The following is a 16,744-nucleotide window of genomic DNA, read 5'->3' on the forward strand; positions in this document are numbered from 1 at the left end:
ACCAATCTTGCTTTCATCGCTTTGTTATTGAAAAGATTGTGAACAGGTTCTTAAATTAATTAGGTTACCAATTGGTTCTAAACTCTCTATCATGTTATATGTTAGGTGAAGAGTTTCTAATTGTTTTAGATGTGCAATAGGAGTAATATCTGAATAATCAGAGTTTATAACTGGCAGTCTATTTGATAAATTAAGATCACAAATTTTTGATATTAATTTAACGTATTTATACATAGCAGATTTATCATCCCAATTCAAATTTTGTGCTTCAAAATTAAATGATGAAATAATTAATTGTTCTTTCCATTTATAAGGTAAATTTAACCACCAGTGCCAATCCTTCCTAAATTCATCAACTTCCCCCAATAACTTATTGGTAATTTTTAAGCTTTTACTCGCATTTTTTAACACTACCCCAGTCCCTGCGGTAGTGGTAAGTTGGTTTTTATTATTAATCAATTTATGACTACCTTATCTAAAGATTCTAGCACTAAAATTTTACTATCATCACAGATTCTATTCGCAGTAATTTTGGCTAGATTCAAAGTTGAAAAAACTATAGGCTCACCAAATCTTCCAAGAAAGTCTACCAATGGAATTAAACGACTTTTATGTAAAAAATGGTCTTCAATCCAAATCTCATAACCTTGTTCAGTAGGGGTAATAAATAGCTGACTAGCAAAACCTTCTTTAAAACGTGATTTAGCACTACCTTCAGTTACTTTGTTTGTCATGTTAATACTTATCATTTTATATTTCTTTTTTAATAAAAATAGATAATTGCATAATAACAAAATACAATCCAAAGTCAACTTCTATTAATGAAAAATTATATATAAATCAATTACTTGTATTAATAAATACTATTCGCTTTTCTATTTTATCACATAAAAATCACTGACTAAAAATTTGCTTTTATTCAATTAAAAAGGTGCGTAAAACACACCTCACAATGGAATGAATTTAAAATCAGACTTTCGTTACTCCACTCACCTTTTGAAACCCTTTTGGCAAGAGTGCGCCGCGTCGACCGCGTGTACCCATAAAATTGGCAATATCCATCGGTTTGAGCGTCAAGGTGCGTTTACCACTGTCCAATGACAAACTATCCCCTTCGGCAAATGTGGTGATGGCGACCACGCTGTCACCGTCTTTTAAATCAATCAGCTTATTGCCTTTGCCTTTTTTCATCATCGGTAACTCAGTCAATGGGTATACCAGCAAATGCCCTGCCGAGCTGACCACGCCAACTAGCGTATCTTGCTCACCAATTTGGTGGGTTATTAAACTACAGGCGTCATCAAAATTAATCACGTTTTTGCCCGCTTTTTGGTTGGTATCAAGATCAGCAAAAGTGTTAATAAAGCCATAGCCTTGTGAGCTTGCCATGATGAGCTTACTGTCATCTTGCCCCATCAGCACATTGACAAAACTTGCCCCGCCCGTGGGTTTTAGCAGGCTGGTAAGCGGCTCGCCTTGTCCCCGCGCAGAGGGTAATGTATGGGCATCGAGGCGATAGCTGCGACCGGTGTTATCCATGAGATAGACTTTTTCATTGGATTTGCCTTGCGCATGGGCAAGGTAGGCATCGCCTGAACGGTAATTCATATTGGCGGCATCGACATCGTGACCTTTGGCGGAGCGAATCCAGCCTGATTTTGACACGATGACCGTCACAGGATCGCTTGGGGCTAGGTCAGTTTCTTTAAGCGCGGTGGCTTCCATGCGTTCTACAATCGGCGATTGGCGTTTGTCGCCATGCTCTTTCATATCGGCAGTGAGCTCTTCAATCATTAAACCCGTCAATTTGTCTGGGTTGTTCAAGTATGCTTCGATTTGGGCTTTCTCTGCGTCTAGGTCACTTTGTTCACGTTTGAGCTCAATTTCTTCAAGGCGTGCCAATTGACGCAGACGAATGTCCAAAATCGCGTTGGCTTGGATTTCAGTCAAATCATAGCGCGTCATCAATTCTGCTTTTGGGTCGTCTTCCTCACGGATGATACGGATGACTTCATCAATATGCAGATAGGCAATCAGCAAACCTGCCAAGATATGCAGACGCTGCTCGATTTTATCCAAGCGGTATTGCAGACGGCGCGTGACGGTATCTCGGCGCACAGACAGCCATTCGGTGAGGATGGTGAGCAGTGATTTGACTTGGGGTTTGCCATTGGTGCCAATCATATTGAGATTAACGCGGTAATTACTCTCAAGGTCGGTACTGGCAAACAAATGGCTCATCATCGGCTCGATATCAACACGGTTGGAGCGCAGTTCAAGCACGATACGGCAAGCGTTTTGGTGGTCGGATTCGTCATGGATGTCAGTTACCCAAGGCAGTTTTTTGGCATTGATTAAATTGGCAATTTGCTCAATGATTTTATTGCCGGATATTTGATAGGGTAGCGCATCGATGATGACTAAGTTTTTTTCTTTGTCATCAACATGATAAGTAGCGCGCATTTTGTAGCTACCACGACCCGTTTTATATAGCTGTAGCAAATCCTCAGGCGAGGTGATGATTTCTGCTTTGGTCGGCAAATCGGGTGCTGGGATGTACTTTGCCAGCTCTTTTTCCGTCATCGCGGGTTTTTTAAGTAGCGCGATACAGCCTTTGACCACTTCAGACAAGTTATGCGGCGGAATATCGGTTGCCATACCGACCGCAATGCCCGTTGTGCCGTTAAGCAAAATGTTCGGTAGACGGGCAGGCAAGGTGACGGGTTCTTGCAAGGTGCCGTCAAAGTTGTCTTGCCAATCGACAGTGCCTTGACCAAGCTCGTTTAGTAAGGTATTGGCATAAGCCGATAGCTTGGCTTCGGTATAGCGCATCGCAGCGAAGGATTTTGGGTCGTCAGGCGAGCCGAAATTGCCTTGACCGCTAATGAGTGGATAACGGTAGCTAAACGGTTGGCTCATGAGCACCATGGCTTCATAACAGGCGGAGTCGCCATGCGGATGGTATTTACCAATGACGTCACCGATAGTGCGCGCTGATTTTTTGGGTTTGGCAGTATTTTTGAGCCCAAGCTCGCTCATCGCATACACGATACGGCGCTGCACAGGTTTTAACCCGTCGGCAACGTGTGGCAATGCCCGGTCCATGATGACGTACATCGCGTAGTTCAGATACGCGTTTTCGGTAAATTCAGCGACTGAGCGAGTGGGGTTATTCAAATCGTTTGGTTTGGTGATTTTTGCTACAAGGGTATCAGACATAATGGTTACTTAATCAATGACAAAAAATAAAAGAAAGTGCAAAAGAAAGAAAGTTCGAAACAGAGATAAGAAGTATGAGGAAATATCATAAAGCTTGAGAGTAGAAAAACAAGTATTAATCCATGACATGGCAAATTTGCCCAGTTTTACACGTCAAACTGTGTCGCAAAAACGCCTTTTAAAGATAATTGGACACTGTAGCCGCGTTAACGGTCAAATAACCGATAACTATTTCGACGCGAAATCATTTTTATCATCCCATAAGTACAGAGAATAGGCTTGAGAATTGAGTAAATATTTAGTATGTTAATAGTACATTTGGCCGCGATTTTTAATATAATTTTTAGCAGTGGGATTGACCTTTTTATAAAAATTCTTTTAATTATCAATATACTATTCGCTGATAGACCACATACCTAAGGAAAAAATTTCTCATGAATGAATCAACCACCTCAGCTCAAACCCCTGACAACAATGCCCACGACACTGCGCCCATCGATACTCCCATCGATGCTCCCGTCGATAATAGGGAAGCGCAGCCACATGCGCCAAAGCTTACCGATCATCATGAGAAACCTTGGTTAAAGACTTACCAGCATTACGGCATGAACTATAACATGCAAATGCCCGGTGACGAAGTTAACCTAATGAATGTTTTTGAAAAGAACTTCGAACAATTCAATGGTAGTGATGCCTTTGTGTGTATGGGTAGTAGCATGACCTATCGTCAGCTAGACACTTATAGCCGCCAAATCGCGGCGTATTTGCAGGGTTTGGGTCTAAAAAAAGGCGATACCGTTGCGGTCATGATGCCAAATATCTTGCAATACCCAGTGTGTATGATTGGTATCATCCGCGCAGGTTTTATCTTGGTCAATGTCAATCCCTTATATACCGCTCATGAATTAGCCCATCAGTTAGAAGACTCGCAAGCCAAAGCGTTATTTATCGTTGAAAACTTTGCCAAAACCTATCAAGATATTGGCAAAAAAATGGTTGATCACGTTATCGTCTGTTCAATCGGTGATTTGATGGGTACCTTCAAAGGTATGCTCATCAATACCGTGGTCAAATATGTCAAAAAAGCCATTCCAGCTTGGCAAATTGACGGGCATGTGACCTTTAAGAGTGTTATTAAGCAAGTATCTGCCAGTCGCTATCAGCGCCCAGAAGGTATCAAAGGCAGTGATATTGCGGTACTACAGTACACTGGCGGCACCACAGGGGTTGCCAAAGGTGCGATGCTTACCCACAGCAACTTGGTATCCAATATGCTACAGTGCCAAGAATTTGCCAGACAAGTGTTCCCCAATCAAATGGTGGGTGAGTACGTCGTCGTTGCCTTACCGCTCTATCATATTTTCTCATTTACCGCCTGTGCGCTACTCGGTATGAACATGGGCTTTACGGTTGTATTGATTCCAAATCCCCGTGACTTGGATAGTTTTGTCAAAGAATTAGCAAAATATAAGCCAGTGTTCTTCCCAGCGGTGAACACATTATTTAATGGCTTGGCGCACCACACCGGTTTTCGCGCATTAGACCACAGCAAATTGCGTTTGTCGCTAGGGGGTGGTATGTCGGTATTGCCTTCAACCGCTGAAGAGTGGAAACGTATTACAGGTACCAATATCCTAGAAGGCTACGGCTTGTCCGAAACTTCACCCGTTGCCACCCTAAACCCCTTGGCACAAGAGCAATTTAGCGCCAAAATCGGTATCCCGATGCCCAACACCGATATCAAACTGCTCGATGACAACGGCAATGAAGTCGCAGCAGGTGAGCGTGGTGAGATTGCGGTTAAAGGTCCACAAGTGATGAAAGGCTACTGGCAGCGTCCTGAAGCCACTACAGAAGTAATGACAGGAGACGGTTATTTCAAAACCGGTGACATCGCTGTCATTGATGAGCAAGGCTACTTCAAAATCGTTGACCGTAAAAAAGACATGATTTTGGTATCAGGATTTAACGTCTATCCAAACGAAGTTGAAGAGGTGCTAGCGGCGCATCCTAAAGTGTTGGAAGTCGGGGTGATTGGGGTACCGAGCGAAAAAAGCGGTGAAGTGCCAAAAGCGTTTGTGGTACGTAAAGACCCAAGCCTCACTGAGCAAGAGTTGCTGCAATACGCACGAAGCGAGTTAACCGGTTATAAACGTCCCCGTAAAGTTGAGTTCGTGGATGAATTGCCAAAATCAAATGTTGGCAAAATCCTGCGCAAAGAACTGCGTAAACTTGAAGAAAAAAAGTAAGCTAACGCTTGTTGCCAAGACCCAGCTTTTCTATATCAGATTAGTTGGGTTTTTTATTGCATCGCGCCCAACTAACCTTATAAAATTGGGGATACCAATAGGCTGTTACGAGCAATACTGAGTTTATGGATGACGCTATTTCACCAATCAATGACCGCCCGATGCATGAGATGTATGAATGGGAAGAAAATCAGCAACCGTGGCTGATTAGCTACGAGCGTTATAACATTTGTAGTACCATCGATATGCCAGATGAACAAACGTCGCTGATTGACATGTTAGAAGCGGGGTTTGCCAAACATGCGCGGCAAGTGGCGTATTATTGCGATGATCAGCAGATTACTTACGAGCAGCTAGATAAACTGAGTCTAAAAGTTGCCATTTATTTACAGCAGTTAGGGCTTAAGGTCGGTGACGCGGTTGGCGTGATGTTGCCCAATATTTTGCAATATCCTGTGATTACCCTTGGCGTCATCCGTGCTGGCATGGTACTGGTGAGTATGAATCCTTCCTATACCAGCCGCGAGCTTGAGCACCAAATGGATGATGCCGATATCAAGGCGTTGTTTATATTAGATAAATTTATTTATACCTATAAAGACATTGCCGATAACCTTAACCGCGATTTACATCATTTAATCATCTGTCGGTTGGGCGATTTAAAAAGTAAGCTCAAAGGCGCGTTAATCAATCTGGTCTCAGCGACCACCGATTTGCCGCCAAAAGGTAATTGGATTTATTTTAGTCAGTTATTAGCGGGCGCTAGCAAGGCTTATCAACGCCCAAATCTCACGTTATCGAATATCGTATTAATTCAATATACCGGTGGTACCACAGGGACGGCAAAAGGCGCGATGCTCAGTCATGGCAATGTGATTGCCAATTTGCTGCAAATCGATGCGTTGATTCGCAGCGCGTACGATGAAGAAGGGCAAGAAGATATTATTTTGGCATCGTTGCCGCTGTATCATGTATTTTCATTCACCATTTGCTGTGTTTTTATTTTGTATCGTGGGTTTGCCTCAAGGCTCGTGCCCAATCCACGTGATATCAATGAACTGGTTAATACGCTAAGGCGTACACCGCCGCATTTTATTTTGGGGGTCAATACGCTATTTAGCGCCTTGATACAGCATCCTGAATTTCGAAGGCTCGATTTTTCCCAACTCAAAGCCACCATTGGCGGCGGCATGGCAATCCTCCCTAGCGTTGCCAAAAAATGGCACACCATCACAGGGTTACCGATTATCGAAGGCTATGGGCTCTCAGAAACTGCGCCTGTGATTACCTTTAATCCATTAACTATCGCAGAATTTACCAACAAAGTCGGGCTACCCACCCCTGCCACTGACATCATCTTATTGGACAACAACGACCAACCTGTGCGCATTGGCGAACGCGGAGAAATCGCCGTCAAAGGCCCTCAAGTGATGGTGGGGTATCGCAATCTACCGGTTGAGACTGCTAATGCGTTTACCGCGACAGGCTATTTGCGCACGGGCGATATTGGCATCATTGATGAGCGCGGTTTTATCAAAATCGTTGACCGTAAAAAAGACATGATTGTGGTGTCAGGGTTTAATGTCTACCCAAATGAGATTGAGTCGGTGATGCTCGAGCATGCCGACGTGCTCGAGTGTGTGGCGATTGGCGTACCAAGCGCGACGCGCGGTGAAGAGCCCAAAATATTCGTGGTCAGAAAACACAACCGCGTCACCGCTGAGCAACTACTGGCGTTTGGTAAACAGCACTTAAGTGGCTATAAACGCCCACGCTATGTCGAGTTTGTCGATAGTCTGCCCAAGTCCAATGTTGGTAAAATTTTACGTAAAGAGCTGCGTAAGCGCGAAGGACTTGAATAGCAACCTGCTATGTTGCCGACGGAATTGTCTTGCTAAAACTGGGTTGGCAAGGTAGCATAAAACCACTGTAATTTTTGCCCATTGCTTAAAAACTATCTACCAAACCGTCAAGGCGGTCTTTTAGGGAATCTTATGCGTATCGATAATCGTGAAAACAACCAACTTCGCCCAATTAGTTTTGTGCGTAACTTTACCAAACATGCTGAAGGTGCCGTGTTGGTCAGCTATGGTGATACCAAAGTGCTATGTACCGCCAGTATCGAAACCCAAGTACCGCGCTGGCTCAAAGGCACAGGTAAAGGCTGGATTACCGCTGAATACGGTATGTTGCCACGCGCGACCCACGAGCGTACCCAACGCGAAGCCGCCAAAGGTAAACAATCAGGTCGTACCCAAGAGATTCAGCGGTTGATTGGTCGTAGCTTACGGGCGATGGTAGATCTTGAAAAGCTTGGGGAAAATACCATCCATATCGACTGTGACGTGCTGCAAGCCGATGGCGGTACCCGTACTGCCAGTATCACCGGTGCGGCTGTGGCATTGGTCGATGCATTAGAAAAATTGCAAGCCGCCAAAAAACTCAAAGCCGATCCTTTGGTAGGCTTGGTGGCAGCGGTCTCTGTGGGTATCAAAAATGGTGAGGTGCTATTGGATTTGAACTATAGCGAAGACTCAAGCTGTGACACAGATCTTAACGTCGTGATGACCCAAAAAGGCGAGTTTATCGAGATTCAAGGCACTGCCGAAGAAAAACCTTTTACCCGTGCGCAAGTGGATGAAATGCTAACAATTGCTGAAGAAGGTATCAAACAGCTGATTGCCGAACAACAAGCGGTGCTAGGTTGGTAGAAAAGCCTAACAAAACAAGCTAGACTAGTAAGGGCGTAGCGTATACGCCCTTTTAATTGTCATAGAGATGATTATGTTAAAAGTCACCGACACAGGCGTTACCATTGGTTTGCAAAGTCAAGCGGTGACATCAAACAAGCTGACCCAAATACTATGGGTGGGTATCGCCATTGCGGGATTAGGGCTATTGATGGCATTTAAAATGCTCTCAGTTGCCATCGGCTCGCTGATGATTTTACTAGCCATCATCGCAAGTGTTGTGTGGCAATCATTCAACCGAAAAAAAGAGGTGCCTACTTTAACAGGGGGTGAGCTGCGACTGACCCAACAGGGTTTTAGCCATCACCAAGGTGCTAACGTCACAAGCTATCAATTATTGCCCAGCGATAGCATTGAGCCCACTACCGATAGCATGACCATCTACAATGCTGACGGTCTAACCTTGTATCGTATCACAGGTTTTCATGACCCTAAACATATCAAAATTGCCCAAGCGGTCCTACAAGGTAAGTCCATCAAAGCCCAAGGCAAAGCAATCAAATTACAAAGCACTTAATCAAAAAACCACACCCTATCTCAAAGAGTGCTTAGGCTTAGTTACCAAATCATAATAATTTTTTTGCCAATACTTGTTAAAATCCTTAAATATCATTAATCCACACTCTGATAATAACATTCATTATTTAATTCATATAAAAAAACACGGAAGGAAAGGACGATGTCAACTGCATTAAAATTTGCCACCCCATTAATCGTTGCGATGGCGCTGGTAGGCTGTAATAAGAAAACAGAAACTACAACTACCGCTTCAGCGCCTGCTACCACAGTTACCGCTAGCGCCAATGGTGCAACGGCAACCGCTACGGTAAGTACCACAACGACCTCGACCACGGCAGTTGACCCTAATATGACACCAGAAGACCACAAAAAAGCGCGTGAAAGAATCATGAAAGAGTGGAAAAAAACCAGCCAAACCATTGGTGCGATGGTCAAAGATCCAAGCAAATTTGATGCCGCGCAAGTCAAAGCCGCCGCCGAGAAACTTAACCAAAATCCTTGGGTGCATTATCCAGAGACAGCCAAAGGCGGTGAAGCAAAAGATGAAATTTGGCGCGATGCTGCAGGGTTCCAACAACAAATTGATAAATTTAAAACCGCTGCCAGTGCCCTTAATGCCGCCGCTGCCACTGCAACCAGTATTGATGGCATCAAAACCCAATTTGGCGATTTGGGGGCTAGCTGTAAATCCTGTCATGAAAAATATAAAGAAGACTAATTTTTTATCCCCAATAAAAAAGGCAGTGTTCAATGACTGCCTTTTTTATTGGTTTAATTCACTTTGATAAAATTGTGAGAGATATCAAACGAGGTCAATGGTAGCGGGCGCAGTTTGGTTAACTGGCTTAGCAACACTTTGGCATCGGTTGACAGTTTTTGTCCCGTTTGCCAAAACTTCATCGCTTGAGCTTGGACATCGGCTTCAAAAGTGCTCTGAGTGGTATCAAAATCAGCAAACAAATTATCTTTAGACACGCTAAAGGGTTTGTTGCAAGCGAGCGTCAATAAACATTCAATCGCTTGCGGCAGGATTTCTACTTGTTCAAACTGTTGCTGCTGCTGCTCATTACGTCCGTCGGGGGCATACCAGTAGCCAAAATCATTGAGCAATCGGCGTTTTTGACCTGCCATACACCAATGGCTAATTTCATGCAAGGCACTGGCAAAAAATCCATGCGCAAACACAATTTTGGCAGGCTCGGTATCGGTCGCGGCAAAATATTCAGGCTCATGCTCGCCTTTGACCAAAATCGTATCACGATGGCAAAACCAGCGTTTGAACCAACCTATCAGCCATTGCACTTGTAATGCTTCCATCGATACCCATTGATAGTCAGTCAAAGGGCGATTTTTTGTCTTTGATATACTGGCGAGTACGGGCACAAAATTAACCTTTAATGCTAACTGCGCCCTTTGTTGGTCAATCACAGTGGTGTCCATATCATTGGCTAACACAGGCGCCACCGCGAATTGACTGACAAAAGGCAGCGTCATAAAGGGAAAAATAGCAAGGGTTGGTGGTGATATTTGTGCAGATATTGGCGATAGGTGTGTGGACATAGCAAAAGTCGAGTTGATAAAAATTGCTATTATACAATTTAACCGCCCGCATCGACTAGGAAATCACGCCAACAACATGCTACCATGCAATGGACGTCAGTATGCTTTATACTACAACGCAATATAACTGAAAGGAGCGGTGAAATGACGCTACATTCTTCATCAAACGTGCCAGCACAATCATCGCAAGATGTACCAACAACTGCCCCATCCAAAACCGCCAATAACACCACCAGTGAGATTGGCTCTAGTGCCAGCTTGGTCAAGTTTATTGATTTGGCACGTTGGGAGCATAACAACGATAACCATTATCACTGGGAAGGCGAGGTGAGTCTCAAGGATTTACCACGTATCTATGCCTTGGGTGATGAACATCATGACAACGATCAGCCACTGGATGTGATACTAGATATTCAGAAAAAAGGGGACGTGGTATTTTGGCAACTACACACCACGGGCGTGCTTTGGCAAACCTGCCAGCGCTGCCTAGACCCCGTCGCAGTGAGTCTAGATGTCGATAGTGAGCTTGCGCTACTTGAAGATGAAAATCATGTCGCATTCCTTGATGAAGGCACAGAAATCATCCTGATTGATGAGCTAACGGATGACAATAAACTGTGGCTATTATCAATGATTGAAGATGAGTTATTGGTTGATTTGCCATTAGCGCCCAAGCATGATGACTGTGAAATGGCAGTCACTGAGGTGGGCGAGTTACCAGAGGCAATGGCGGAAAAAGAGAATCCGTTTGCGGTACTGGCAAGCTTAAAAAGTTAAAAAGAACAACGCCAGTATATATGCTGTCATACACGTAGTAACAAAAACTTGTCACTAAATGTCGGTTAAGGCTTTGCTAAATGGGTTTTTTTACGTATAATATGGCGTTTATAAATTTATCTGATTGTCTGTTCCAATAGTTTGCCTTATATCCATGCCAAATATCGATATCAAGTTGTTTGCATGATGATGTAATGAGGTTAAGGGAACGATGTTTTAATAGCGAGAAGCACAGGAGCTAACCTCATGGCTGTTCAACAAAACCGTAAAAGCCGTTCACGCCGTGATATGCGTCGTTCACACGACCGCATCACAATCAATGCTGTTGCTGTAGATGCAACTACCGGTGAAAAACACATCCGTCACCATGCGACCAAAGACGGTTTTTACCGTGGTCGTCAATTATTCAAAGTAGCAGCCGTTGCTGAATAATTAGCGCAAAATGCAGGGCTTTGACATAGCTTAGTATGCATTGGCTAAGCACCAAAAAGGCTGATGAATTATCATCAGCCTTTTTTTATTTGTTTTTGATGTAAAAATACCCGAAAGAAAAAGCTAGAATTTTTTTTTCAATATGCCATAATAATCAGAGTACAATTGTACACATAAATTTACTGACTTACTTTTGCCTACTTGCTGGATAGTAAGTTATATTATTGCCGGTTAAGTTTGATAAGCTTATAACGTCAATCTAAGCTACTGACGCCATTTTGATTTTGCTGATAACTTTTGGTAAAGTAATCGACCAAAAAATCGCCTAAGCAAATTTTTTAACCGTATTTTTTAGCAGTCTAGTAGACGCAATACAACATAAGCATTACAACATAGGCAGTAAAATATAGTAAGTTAGGACATTATGGATAACCCAATGCAAAGCCAAGCCAGCGCAAATCAACCAGCCACTTCATCACAACACAATGCTGCCTCTATGAAATATGCTGTGATTTTTCCAGGACAAGGCTCGCAGAGTGTGGGCATGCTAAACGATTGGGCAGCCCAGTATCCTACTGTCAAAGCAACATTTGATGAAGCCTCAACGGCGCTTGGGTTTGACTTGTGGGCGATATGCCAAGGGGCATCAGGTGCCGCGTCTTTGGATGATACCGCGTATACCCAACCTGCACTATTGACCGCTAGTATGGCGATTTGGCGGGTGCTGCGCGATGAGCTTGATTTACAGCCGGCATATCTTGCCGGGCATTCACTGGGTGAATACAGTGCGCTGTGTGCCGCTGGGGTGTTGAGTTTGGCAGATGCGGTAAAGCTGGTGCATCATCGTGGCCAGTATATGAGCGCCGCCATGCAATCACAAACAGGCAAAATGGCGGCGATTTTAGGTCTGCCTGATGAAGATGTACAACAAATATGTGATGCTGTGGTAGCGGCGCATGCGCAGGCAGTGGTCAGCCCAGCCAATTTTAACGCGCCAGGGCAAGTGGTGATTGCAGGCAATGTGGCAGGCGTGGATTTAGCGTCAGAGAAAATTGCTTCACTCGGTAAAAAAAGCATGCCGCTAAAAGTCAGTGTACCCTCACATTGTCAGCTGATGACGCCTGCCACCGATAAGCTTGCCGCAGAATTAGAAACCGTTACATTTAACCCGCCCAGTATTCCCGTGATACAAAATCGCCATACGCGGGTAGAAACCGATGTGACCGCAATCAAACAAGCGTTGATTGAGCAGCTCAATATGCCCGTGCTATGGTCGACTATTGAGAATAATTTAGCAGACGCGCAAATCAGCTTACAAATCGAATGTGGTAGCGGTAGTGTGCTGACAGGACTAGCCAAACGCCAAGCGCAGAAAATTACCACACTAGCAACCGATACAGTGGCCAAACTAGACAATATAAAACAACAATTATCAGCCCAATAAAAAAACCAAGGAAGTATATGACTCAACGTATTGCATTAGTGACAGGCGCTAGCCGTGGGATTGGTCAAGCAATCGCCAAACGTCTAGCAAATGAAGGCTATCTTGTCATCGGCACTGCTACCAGTGAAAAAGGCGCAGCGACAGTCAATGATTACCTACAAGAATTGGGTGGCGCAGGTCGTGTGCTCAATGTGCAGGATGTCGAGCAAATCAACCAGTTATTTGATAGCATTGAAAAAGAATTTGGCAATGTACAGGTACTAGTCAACAATGCCGGTATTACCCAAGATGGTCTGCTCATGCGAATGGATGACAATGCCTGGGAGCGCGTACTCGACGTGAATTTGACCTCGGTGTTTCGCACTAGTAAACGCGCCATAAAAGGCATGATGAAAGCGCGGCAAGGTCGCATCATCAATATCACCTCAGTAGTCGCAGCGATGGGCAATGCCGGACAAACCAACTATACGGCAAGCAAAGCAGGTATTGAAGGGTTTACCCGTTCACTGGCTCGGGAGATTGGGTCACGCCAAATCACGGTCAACTGCGTGGCACCAGGCTTTATCGACACTGATATGACCAGCGAGCTTAATGAAGCATTGATTCAATCCATGCTTAATGCCGTCCCGCTAGCCAGACTGGGCAAACCTGAAGACATCGCCGCTGCGGTAAATTTCTTGGCAAGTGAAGAAGCAGGTTATATTACCGGCACTGTGCTTGACGTCAATGGCGGCATGTACATGTAAATGGTTTAGCCTGCCAAACACCAACCTAACGAGCGTTAAAATGCAGTTTTTGAACTTAAAATACAGTTTTTGAAATAGTAACAGGTTGCATTATTTTATTTTGAAATAGGCAATGAGCATGATAATATGCTCTAATATGTAGTTTACTCGATATATCATATACCCCAATGCAAGGAGAGAAGCATGAGTAACGAAATCGAACAAAAAGTAAAAGCCGCAGTAGCTGAGCAATTAGGCGTGAATGCAGAAGACATCAAAAATGAATCTTCATTTATGGATGACCTCGGTGCAGATTCACTTGACCTTGTTGAATTGGTGATGTCTTTTGAAAACGAATTTGGTATTACCATTCCTGACGAAGACAGCGCACAATTGACCACGGTGCAAAGTGCTATCAGCTACGTACAATCAAAATTGGCTAACTAATTGCTAGTTATTTAATTTAGCCGCTTACTTATCACTTAGTTAAGCGGCATTTTACCCCAGTTTTAGCGATAAAATTGGGGTTTTTATTTGTTTAAAATCAGCTCCAACACAAACTTCGTCCCGATAAACGCCAAGCCAAGCAAAATCACACCATATAGCGTCATATTAGCCGCGCGTTGACCTCGCCAGCCAAAGCGCCAATGTCCAACCAATAACGCCCCAAATACCAGCCAAGACAACAGACTAAACACAGTCTTGTGTACCAAATGCTGCGCCAGTAAATTGGTAGTATCGATAAAGCCCAACAACAGCGAAATCGACAATAGCAGAAAACCCACAGTAATCATATCAAACAGCAAGGCTTCCATGCTTTGGAGTGAAGGTAGTTTATCGACCCAGACACGGTGAAAGGTTTGACGTTTGAGTTCGCTGATTTGTAGCCGTAGCATAATCGCGGCAATCGCTGCCATAAATAGTACCGAATAGGCAGCCAAAGACATGATGATATGGGCTTGTAAGATAGGACTGATGGTTGATAGCGGGTGATAGGGTGCATCGCCAAAAAAACCAATCATCATGCCCAAAAATGCCAACGGCGTTGCCAAAATCCCAAGCGGCAAAATTTGGCGATAAAGACAAAACCCCCAATAAAATAACAGCATAAACAATGTCGTCAACGACACGACATTAAAAATATTAAAGTTTAGCCCGCCTTGGGTAATGATATCAGGATATAACACCACCGCATGACCCAATAACCCAATCAGCAATTGCCCAAGCACCATGCTTTTACGGATGGGCTTTTGTTGCGTAACTGCCCACATCAAATAGACGGTAGTTAAGCCATAACAGACTAACGCAAGTACAAAGATTACAAACACCCTAGCCTCATCAAAAATCATCAAATACGTGCAAAATGCGATGGTTATACTAGCATGACCCATGCAACAAATCGCGATTTTGTCGGTATTATATTAGCAGTTTTAGCTAATTTAGCATAAAATAGTAAGATTATAAAATTGATAGCAATAGATTAGAGAAATTATATGTTTGAAACCTTAACCGAACGCCTGTCGACGAGTTTACGTAGTATCTCTGGTACAGGGCAGCTAACTGAAGACAACATCAAAGACACCTTGCGTGAAGTGCGTATGGCACTACTAGAAGCTGATGTCGCCTTGCCAGTGACGCGCGATTTTGTGTCACGGGTAAAAGACAAAGCCCTAGGTCAAGAAGTCCTTAAAGAACTCGCCCCAGGTCAAGCCTTTGTTAAAATCGTCTATGATGAACTGACCGAGATGATGGGCAGTGCTAACCAATCACTTGAAATGACAGGCAAACCACCTGTAGTCTATCTACTAGCGGGTTTGCAAGGGGCGGGCAAAACCACCACAGCCGGTAAACTTGCCAAATATCTGCAAGAGCGCCATAAGAAAAAAGTCATGCTAGTCTCTGCCGACGTCTATCGCCCCGCAGCAATCAAGCAGCTTGAGCAAGTCGCTGAGCAAGTCAAAGCCAATTTTGTGCCATCAAGTGCTGACCAAAACCCGATTGATATCGCCAAACGCGCCATCGAACAAGCCAAAGTACAGTTTCAAGATATTTTGATTATCGATACCGCAGGTCGTCTGCACATCGACGAAGCCATGATGGACGAGATCAAAGCCTTAACCGCAGCCGTCACCCCGTCAGAAACCTTGTTTGTCGTTGACTCAATGACCGGTCAAGATGCGGCAAATACGGCAAAAGCCTTTAATGATGCGCTACCTTTGACCGGCATGATTTTGACCAAGACTGATGGCGATGCGCGCGGTGGTGCGGCGTTGTCGGTACGTGCCATCACCGGTAAACCGATCAAATTTTTGGGTCGTGGTGAAAAACTTGATGCGCTTGAGCCCTTCCACCCTGAGCGTGTGGCACAGCGTATCTTGGGCATGGGTGACGTGTTGTCACTGGTCGAAGAAGTCGAGCAAAAAATTGACCGCGAAAAAGCCGAAAAAATGGCGAAAAAAATCCAAAAAGGCGGCGAGTTTGACCTTGAGGATTTGCTAACCCAATTCCAACAAATGAAGAATTTGGGCGGCATGGCGGGCTTCTTGGATAAGATGCCAGGCATGAGCGGTGCGGATGTTCAAAAAGCGGTATCAGATGCCAAACCAGAAGAAAAGGTCAAAGAAATGGAAGCACTCATTCATTCCATGACCCCATTTGAACGTAAAAACCCCGATAAAATCAACCCAAGCCGTAAACGCCGTATCGCGGCAGGCGCGGGTAAAGACGTACAGCACGTCAATCAGCTGTTAAAGCAGCACAAGCAAATGGCAAAAATGATGAAGATGCTATCTGACCCATCGGGCATCAGCAAAATGATGAAAGCAGTGCAAGGGTTGACCAAAGGCATGGGCGGTGGCGGTGGTCCATTATTTGGACAAAACAACCAAGCAGGCGCAAATACCACGACAGTTAATGGTCAAGCCAATCCAGTTGCGCCAAAATTCAAAACCCGTTTTTAAAATTTTAATCGCAGGATTGTACTTTCAAAGCCCGTATGCATTACGGGCTTTTTTATTCAACTAAGGAATAATGAAAGTATTAAATATTCCAAGACAGTATAATTAAAAA

16 protein-coding genes are annotated in these 16,744 nt (G+C 44.1%); 11 read left to right on the top strand and 5 right to left on the bottom strand.

Annotated features, from left to right (window positions below; all coding sequences use genetic code 11):
- Window positions 1-24 precede the first annotated feature (24 nt).
- From RTL34_RS06995 to parC, 3 genes are all read right to left on the bottom strand, one after another.
- Window positions 25-459: a hypothetical protein gene (locus RTL34_RS06995; RefSeq protein ID WP_312115733.1), complete on the bottom strand. Its 435-nt coding sequence runs from the start codon at window positions 457-459 to the stop codon at window positions 25-27.
- Entirely contained in the window at window positions 456-734 is a 279-nt protein-coding gene (locus RTL34_RS07000; RefSeq protein ID WP_312115735.1) for a hypothetical protein, read from the bottom strand. Before RTL34_RS07000 ends, RTL34_RS06995 begins: the two co-directional genes overlap by 4 nt.
- Window positions 735-969: 235 nt before the next feature.
- The gene (parC, locus tag RTL34_RS07005) at window positions 970-3,219 is read right to left on the bottom strand and encodes a DNA topoisomerase IV subunit A (RefSeq protein WP_312115737.1); all 2,250 of its coding nucleotides are present in this window, start codon (window positions 3,217-3,219) and stop codon (window positions 970-972) included.
- 434 nt (window positions 3,220-3,653) lie between these two features.
- Between parC and RTL34_RS07010 the strand changes: the two genes are divergently transcribed.
- From RTL34_RS07010 to RTL34_RS07030, 5 genes are all read left to right on the top strand, one after another.
- Window positions 3,654-5,468 carry an AMP-binding protein gene (locus RTL34_RS07010; protein ID WP_312115738.1) on the top strand — a complete coding sequence of 605 codons (1,815 nt, stop codon included), beginning with the start codon at window positions 3,654-3,656 and terminating at the stop codon, window positions 5,466-5,468.
- A 125-nt stretch (window positions 5,469-5,593) separates the two neighbouring features.
- Entirely contained in the window at window positions 5,594-7,330 is a 1,737-nt protein-coding gene (locus RTL34_RS07015; RefSeq protein WP_312115739.1) for an AMP-binding protein, read from the top strand.
- A 132-nt stretch (window positions 7,331-7,462) separates the two neighbouring features.
- Window positions 7,463-8,179 carry a ribonuclease PH gene (gene rph / locus RTL34_RS07020; RefSeq protein ID WP_312115741.1) on the top strand — a complete coding sequence of 239 codons (717 nt, stop codon included), beginning with the start codon at window positions 7,463-7,465 and terminating at the stop codon, window positions 8,177-8,179.
- Between the two features lie 73 nt (window positions 8,180-8,252).
- On the top strand, window positions 8,253-8,735 hold the full coding sequence (locus RTL34_RS07025) for a hypothetical protein (RefSeq protein ID WP_312115742.1): 483 nt from the start codon (window positions 8,253-8,255) through the stop codon (window positions 8,733-8,735).
- 162 nt (window positions 8,736-8,897) lie between these two features.
- Window positions 8,898-9,455: a c-type cytochrome gene (locus tag RTL34_RS07030; RefSeq protein WP_312115744.1), complete on the top strand. Its 558-nt coding sequence runs from the start codon at window positions 8,898-8,900 to the stop codon at window positions 9,453-9,455.
- 53 nt (window positions 9,456-9,508) lie between these two features.
- Here RTL34_RS07030 and RTL34_RS07035 read toward each other — a convergent pair whose 3' ends face one another.
- Window positions 9,509-10,297 (bottom strand): elongation factor P hydroxylase, encoded by a 789-nt coding sequence (locus tag RTL34_RS07035; RefSeq protein ID WP_312115746.1) that lies wholly within the window; start codon window positions 10,295-10,297, stop codon window positions 9,509-9,511.
- 144 nt (window positions 10,298-10,441) lie between these two features.
- On the opposite strand from RTL34_RS07035, the gene RTL34_RS07040 reads away from it, so the two are divergent.
- From RTL34_RS07040 to acpP, 5 genes are all read left to right on the top strand, one after another.
- The gene (locus RTL34_RS07040) at window positions 10,442-11,074 is read left to right on the top strand and encodes a YceD family protein (protein WP_312115749.1); all 633 of its coding nucleotides are present in this window, start codon (window positions 10,442-10,444) and stop codon (window positions 11,072-11,074) included.
- 246 nt (window positions 11,075-11,320) lie between these two features.
- Entirely contained in the window at window positions 11,321-11,506 is a 186-nt protein-coding gene (gene rpmF / locus RTL34_RS07045) for a 50S ribosomal protein L32 (RefSeq protein WP_007115626.1), read from the top strand.
- Window positions 11,507-12,002: 496 nt separating this feature from the next.
- Window positions 12,003-12,950 carry an ACP S-malonyltransferase gene (gene fabD, locus RTL34_RS07050; RefSeq protein ID WP_312115931.1) on the top strand — a complete coding sequence of 316 codons (948 nt, stop codon included), beginning with the start codon at window positions 12,003-12,005 and terminating at the stop codon, window positions 12,948-12,950.
- Between the two features lie 17 nt (window positions 12,951-12,967).
- Complete coding sequence (gene fabG / locus RTL34_RS07055) at window positions 12,968-13,696, top strand: 3-oxoacyl-ACP reductase FabG (protein ID WP_312115752.1); 729 nt, start codon at window positions 12,968-12,970, stop codon at window positions 13,694-13,696.
- Window positions 13,697-13,879: 183 nt separating this feature from the next.
- Window positions 13,880-14,122 carry an acyl carrier protein gene (gene acpP / locus RTL34_RS07060; RefSeq protein WP_007115622.1) on the top strand — a complete coding sequence of 81 codons (243 nt, stop codon included), beginning with the start codon at window positions 13,880-13,882 and terminating at the stop codon, window positions 14,120-14,122.
- 83 nt (window positions 14,123-14,205) lie between these two features.
- On the opposite strand, the gene RTL34_RS07065 is transcribed toward acpP, so the two are convergent.
- Window positions 14,206-15,003: a cytochrome C assembly family protein gene (locus RTL34_RS07065; RefSeq protein ID WP_312115755.1), complete on the bottom strand. Its 798-nt coding sequence runs from the start codon at window positions 15,001-15,003 to the stop codon at window positions 14,206-14,208.
- A gap of 165 nt (window positions 15,004-15,168) precedes the next feature.
- Here RTL34_RS07065 and ffh point away from each other — a divergent pair, with 165 nt between their 5' ends.
- Window positions 15,169-16,635, top strand: a complete 1,467-nt coding sequence (ffh, locus tag RTL34_RS07070; RefSeq protein WP_219332179.1) for a signal recognition particle protein — start codon at window positions 15,169-15,171, stop codon at window positions 16,633-16,635.
- The last annotated feature ends 109 nt before the right edge of the window (window positions 16,636-16,744 follow it).

This window comes from Moraxella sp. CTOTU47915 (assembly GCF_031986685.1).
Lineage (GTDB): Bacteria > Pseudomonadota > Gammaproteobacteria > Pseudomonadales > Moraxellaceae > Faucicola > Faucicola tetraodonis.

What these genes read in the sequence shown, in the direction of transcription:
- rpmF (WP_007115626.1), top strand. Translation starts at nt 11,321, where the DNA reads ATGGCTGTTCAACAAAACCGTAAAAGCCGTTCACGCCGTGATATGCGT.
- RTL34_RS07000 (WP_312115735.1), bottom strand. Translation starts at nt 734, where the DNA reads ATGACAAACAAAGTAACTGAAGGTAGTGCTAAATCACGTTTTAAAGAA.
- RTL34_RS07010 (WP_312115738.1), top strand. Translation starts at nt 3,654, where the DNA reads ATGAATGAATCAACCACCTCAGCTCAAACCCCTGACAACAATGCCCAC.
- RTL34_RS07030 (WP_312115744.1), top strand. Translation starts at nt 8,898, where the DNA reads ATGTCAACTGCATTAAAATTTGCCACCCCATTAATCGTTGCGATGGCG.
- RTL34_RS07025 (WP_312115742.1), top strand. Translation starts at nt 8,253, where the DNA reads ATGTTAAAAGTCACCGACACAGGCGTTACCATTGGTTTGCAAAGTCAA.
- RTL34_RS07015 (WP_312115739.1), top strand. Translation starts at nt 5,594, where the DNA reads ATGGATGACGCTATTTCACCAATCAATGACCGCCCGATGCATGAGATG.
- parC (WP_312115737.1), bottom strand. Translation starts at nt 3,219, where the DNA reads ATGTCTGATACCCTTGTAGCAAAAATCACCAAACCAAACGATTTGAAT.
- RTL34_RS07040 (WP_312115749.1), top strand. Translation starts at nt 10,442, where the DNA reads ATGACGCTACATTCTTCATCAAACGTGCCAGCACAATCATCGCAAGAT.
- fabD (WP_312115931.1), top strand. Translation starts at nt 12,003, where the DNA reads ATGAAATATGCTGTGATTTTTCCAGGACAAGGCTCGCAGAGTGTGGGC.
- RTL34_RS07035 (WP_312115746.1), bottom strand. Translation starts at nt 10,297, where the DNA reads ATGTCCACACACCTATCGCCAATATCTGCACAAATATCACCACCAACC.
- acpP (WP_007115622.1), top strand. Translation starts at nt 13,880, where the DNA reads ATGAGTAACGAAATCGAACAAAAAGTAAAAGCCGCAGTAGCTGAGCAA.
- rph (WP_312115741.1), top strand. Translation starts at nt 7,463, where the DNA reads ATGCGTATCGATAATCGTGAAAACAACCAACTTCGCCCAATTAGTTTT.
- ffh (WP_219332179.1), top strand. Translation starts at nt 15,169, where the DNA reads ATGTTTGAAACCTTAACCGAACGCCTGTCGACGAGTTTACGTAGTATC.
- fabG (WP_312115752.1), top strand. Translation starts at nt 12,968, where the DNA reads ATGACTCAACGTATTGCATTAGTGACAGGCGCTAGCCGTGGGATTGGT.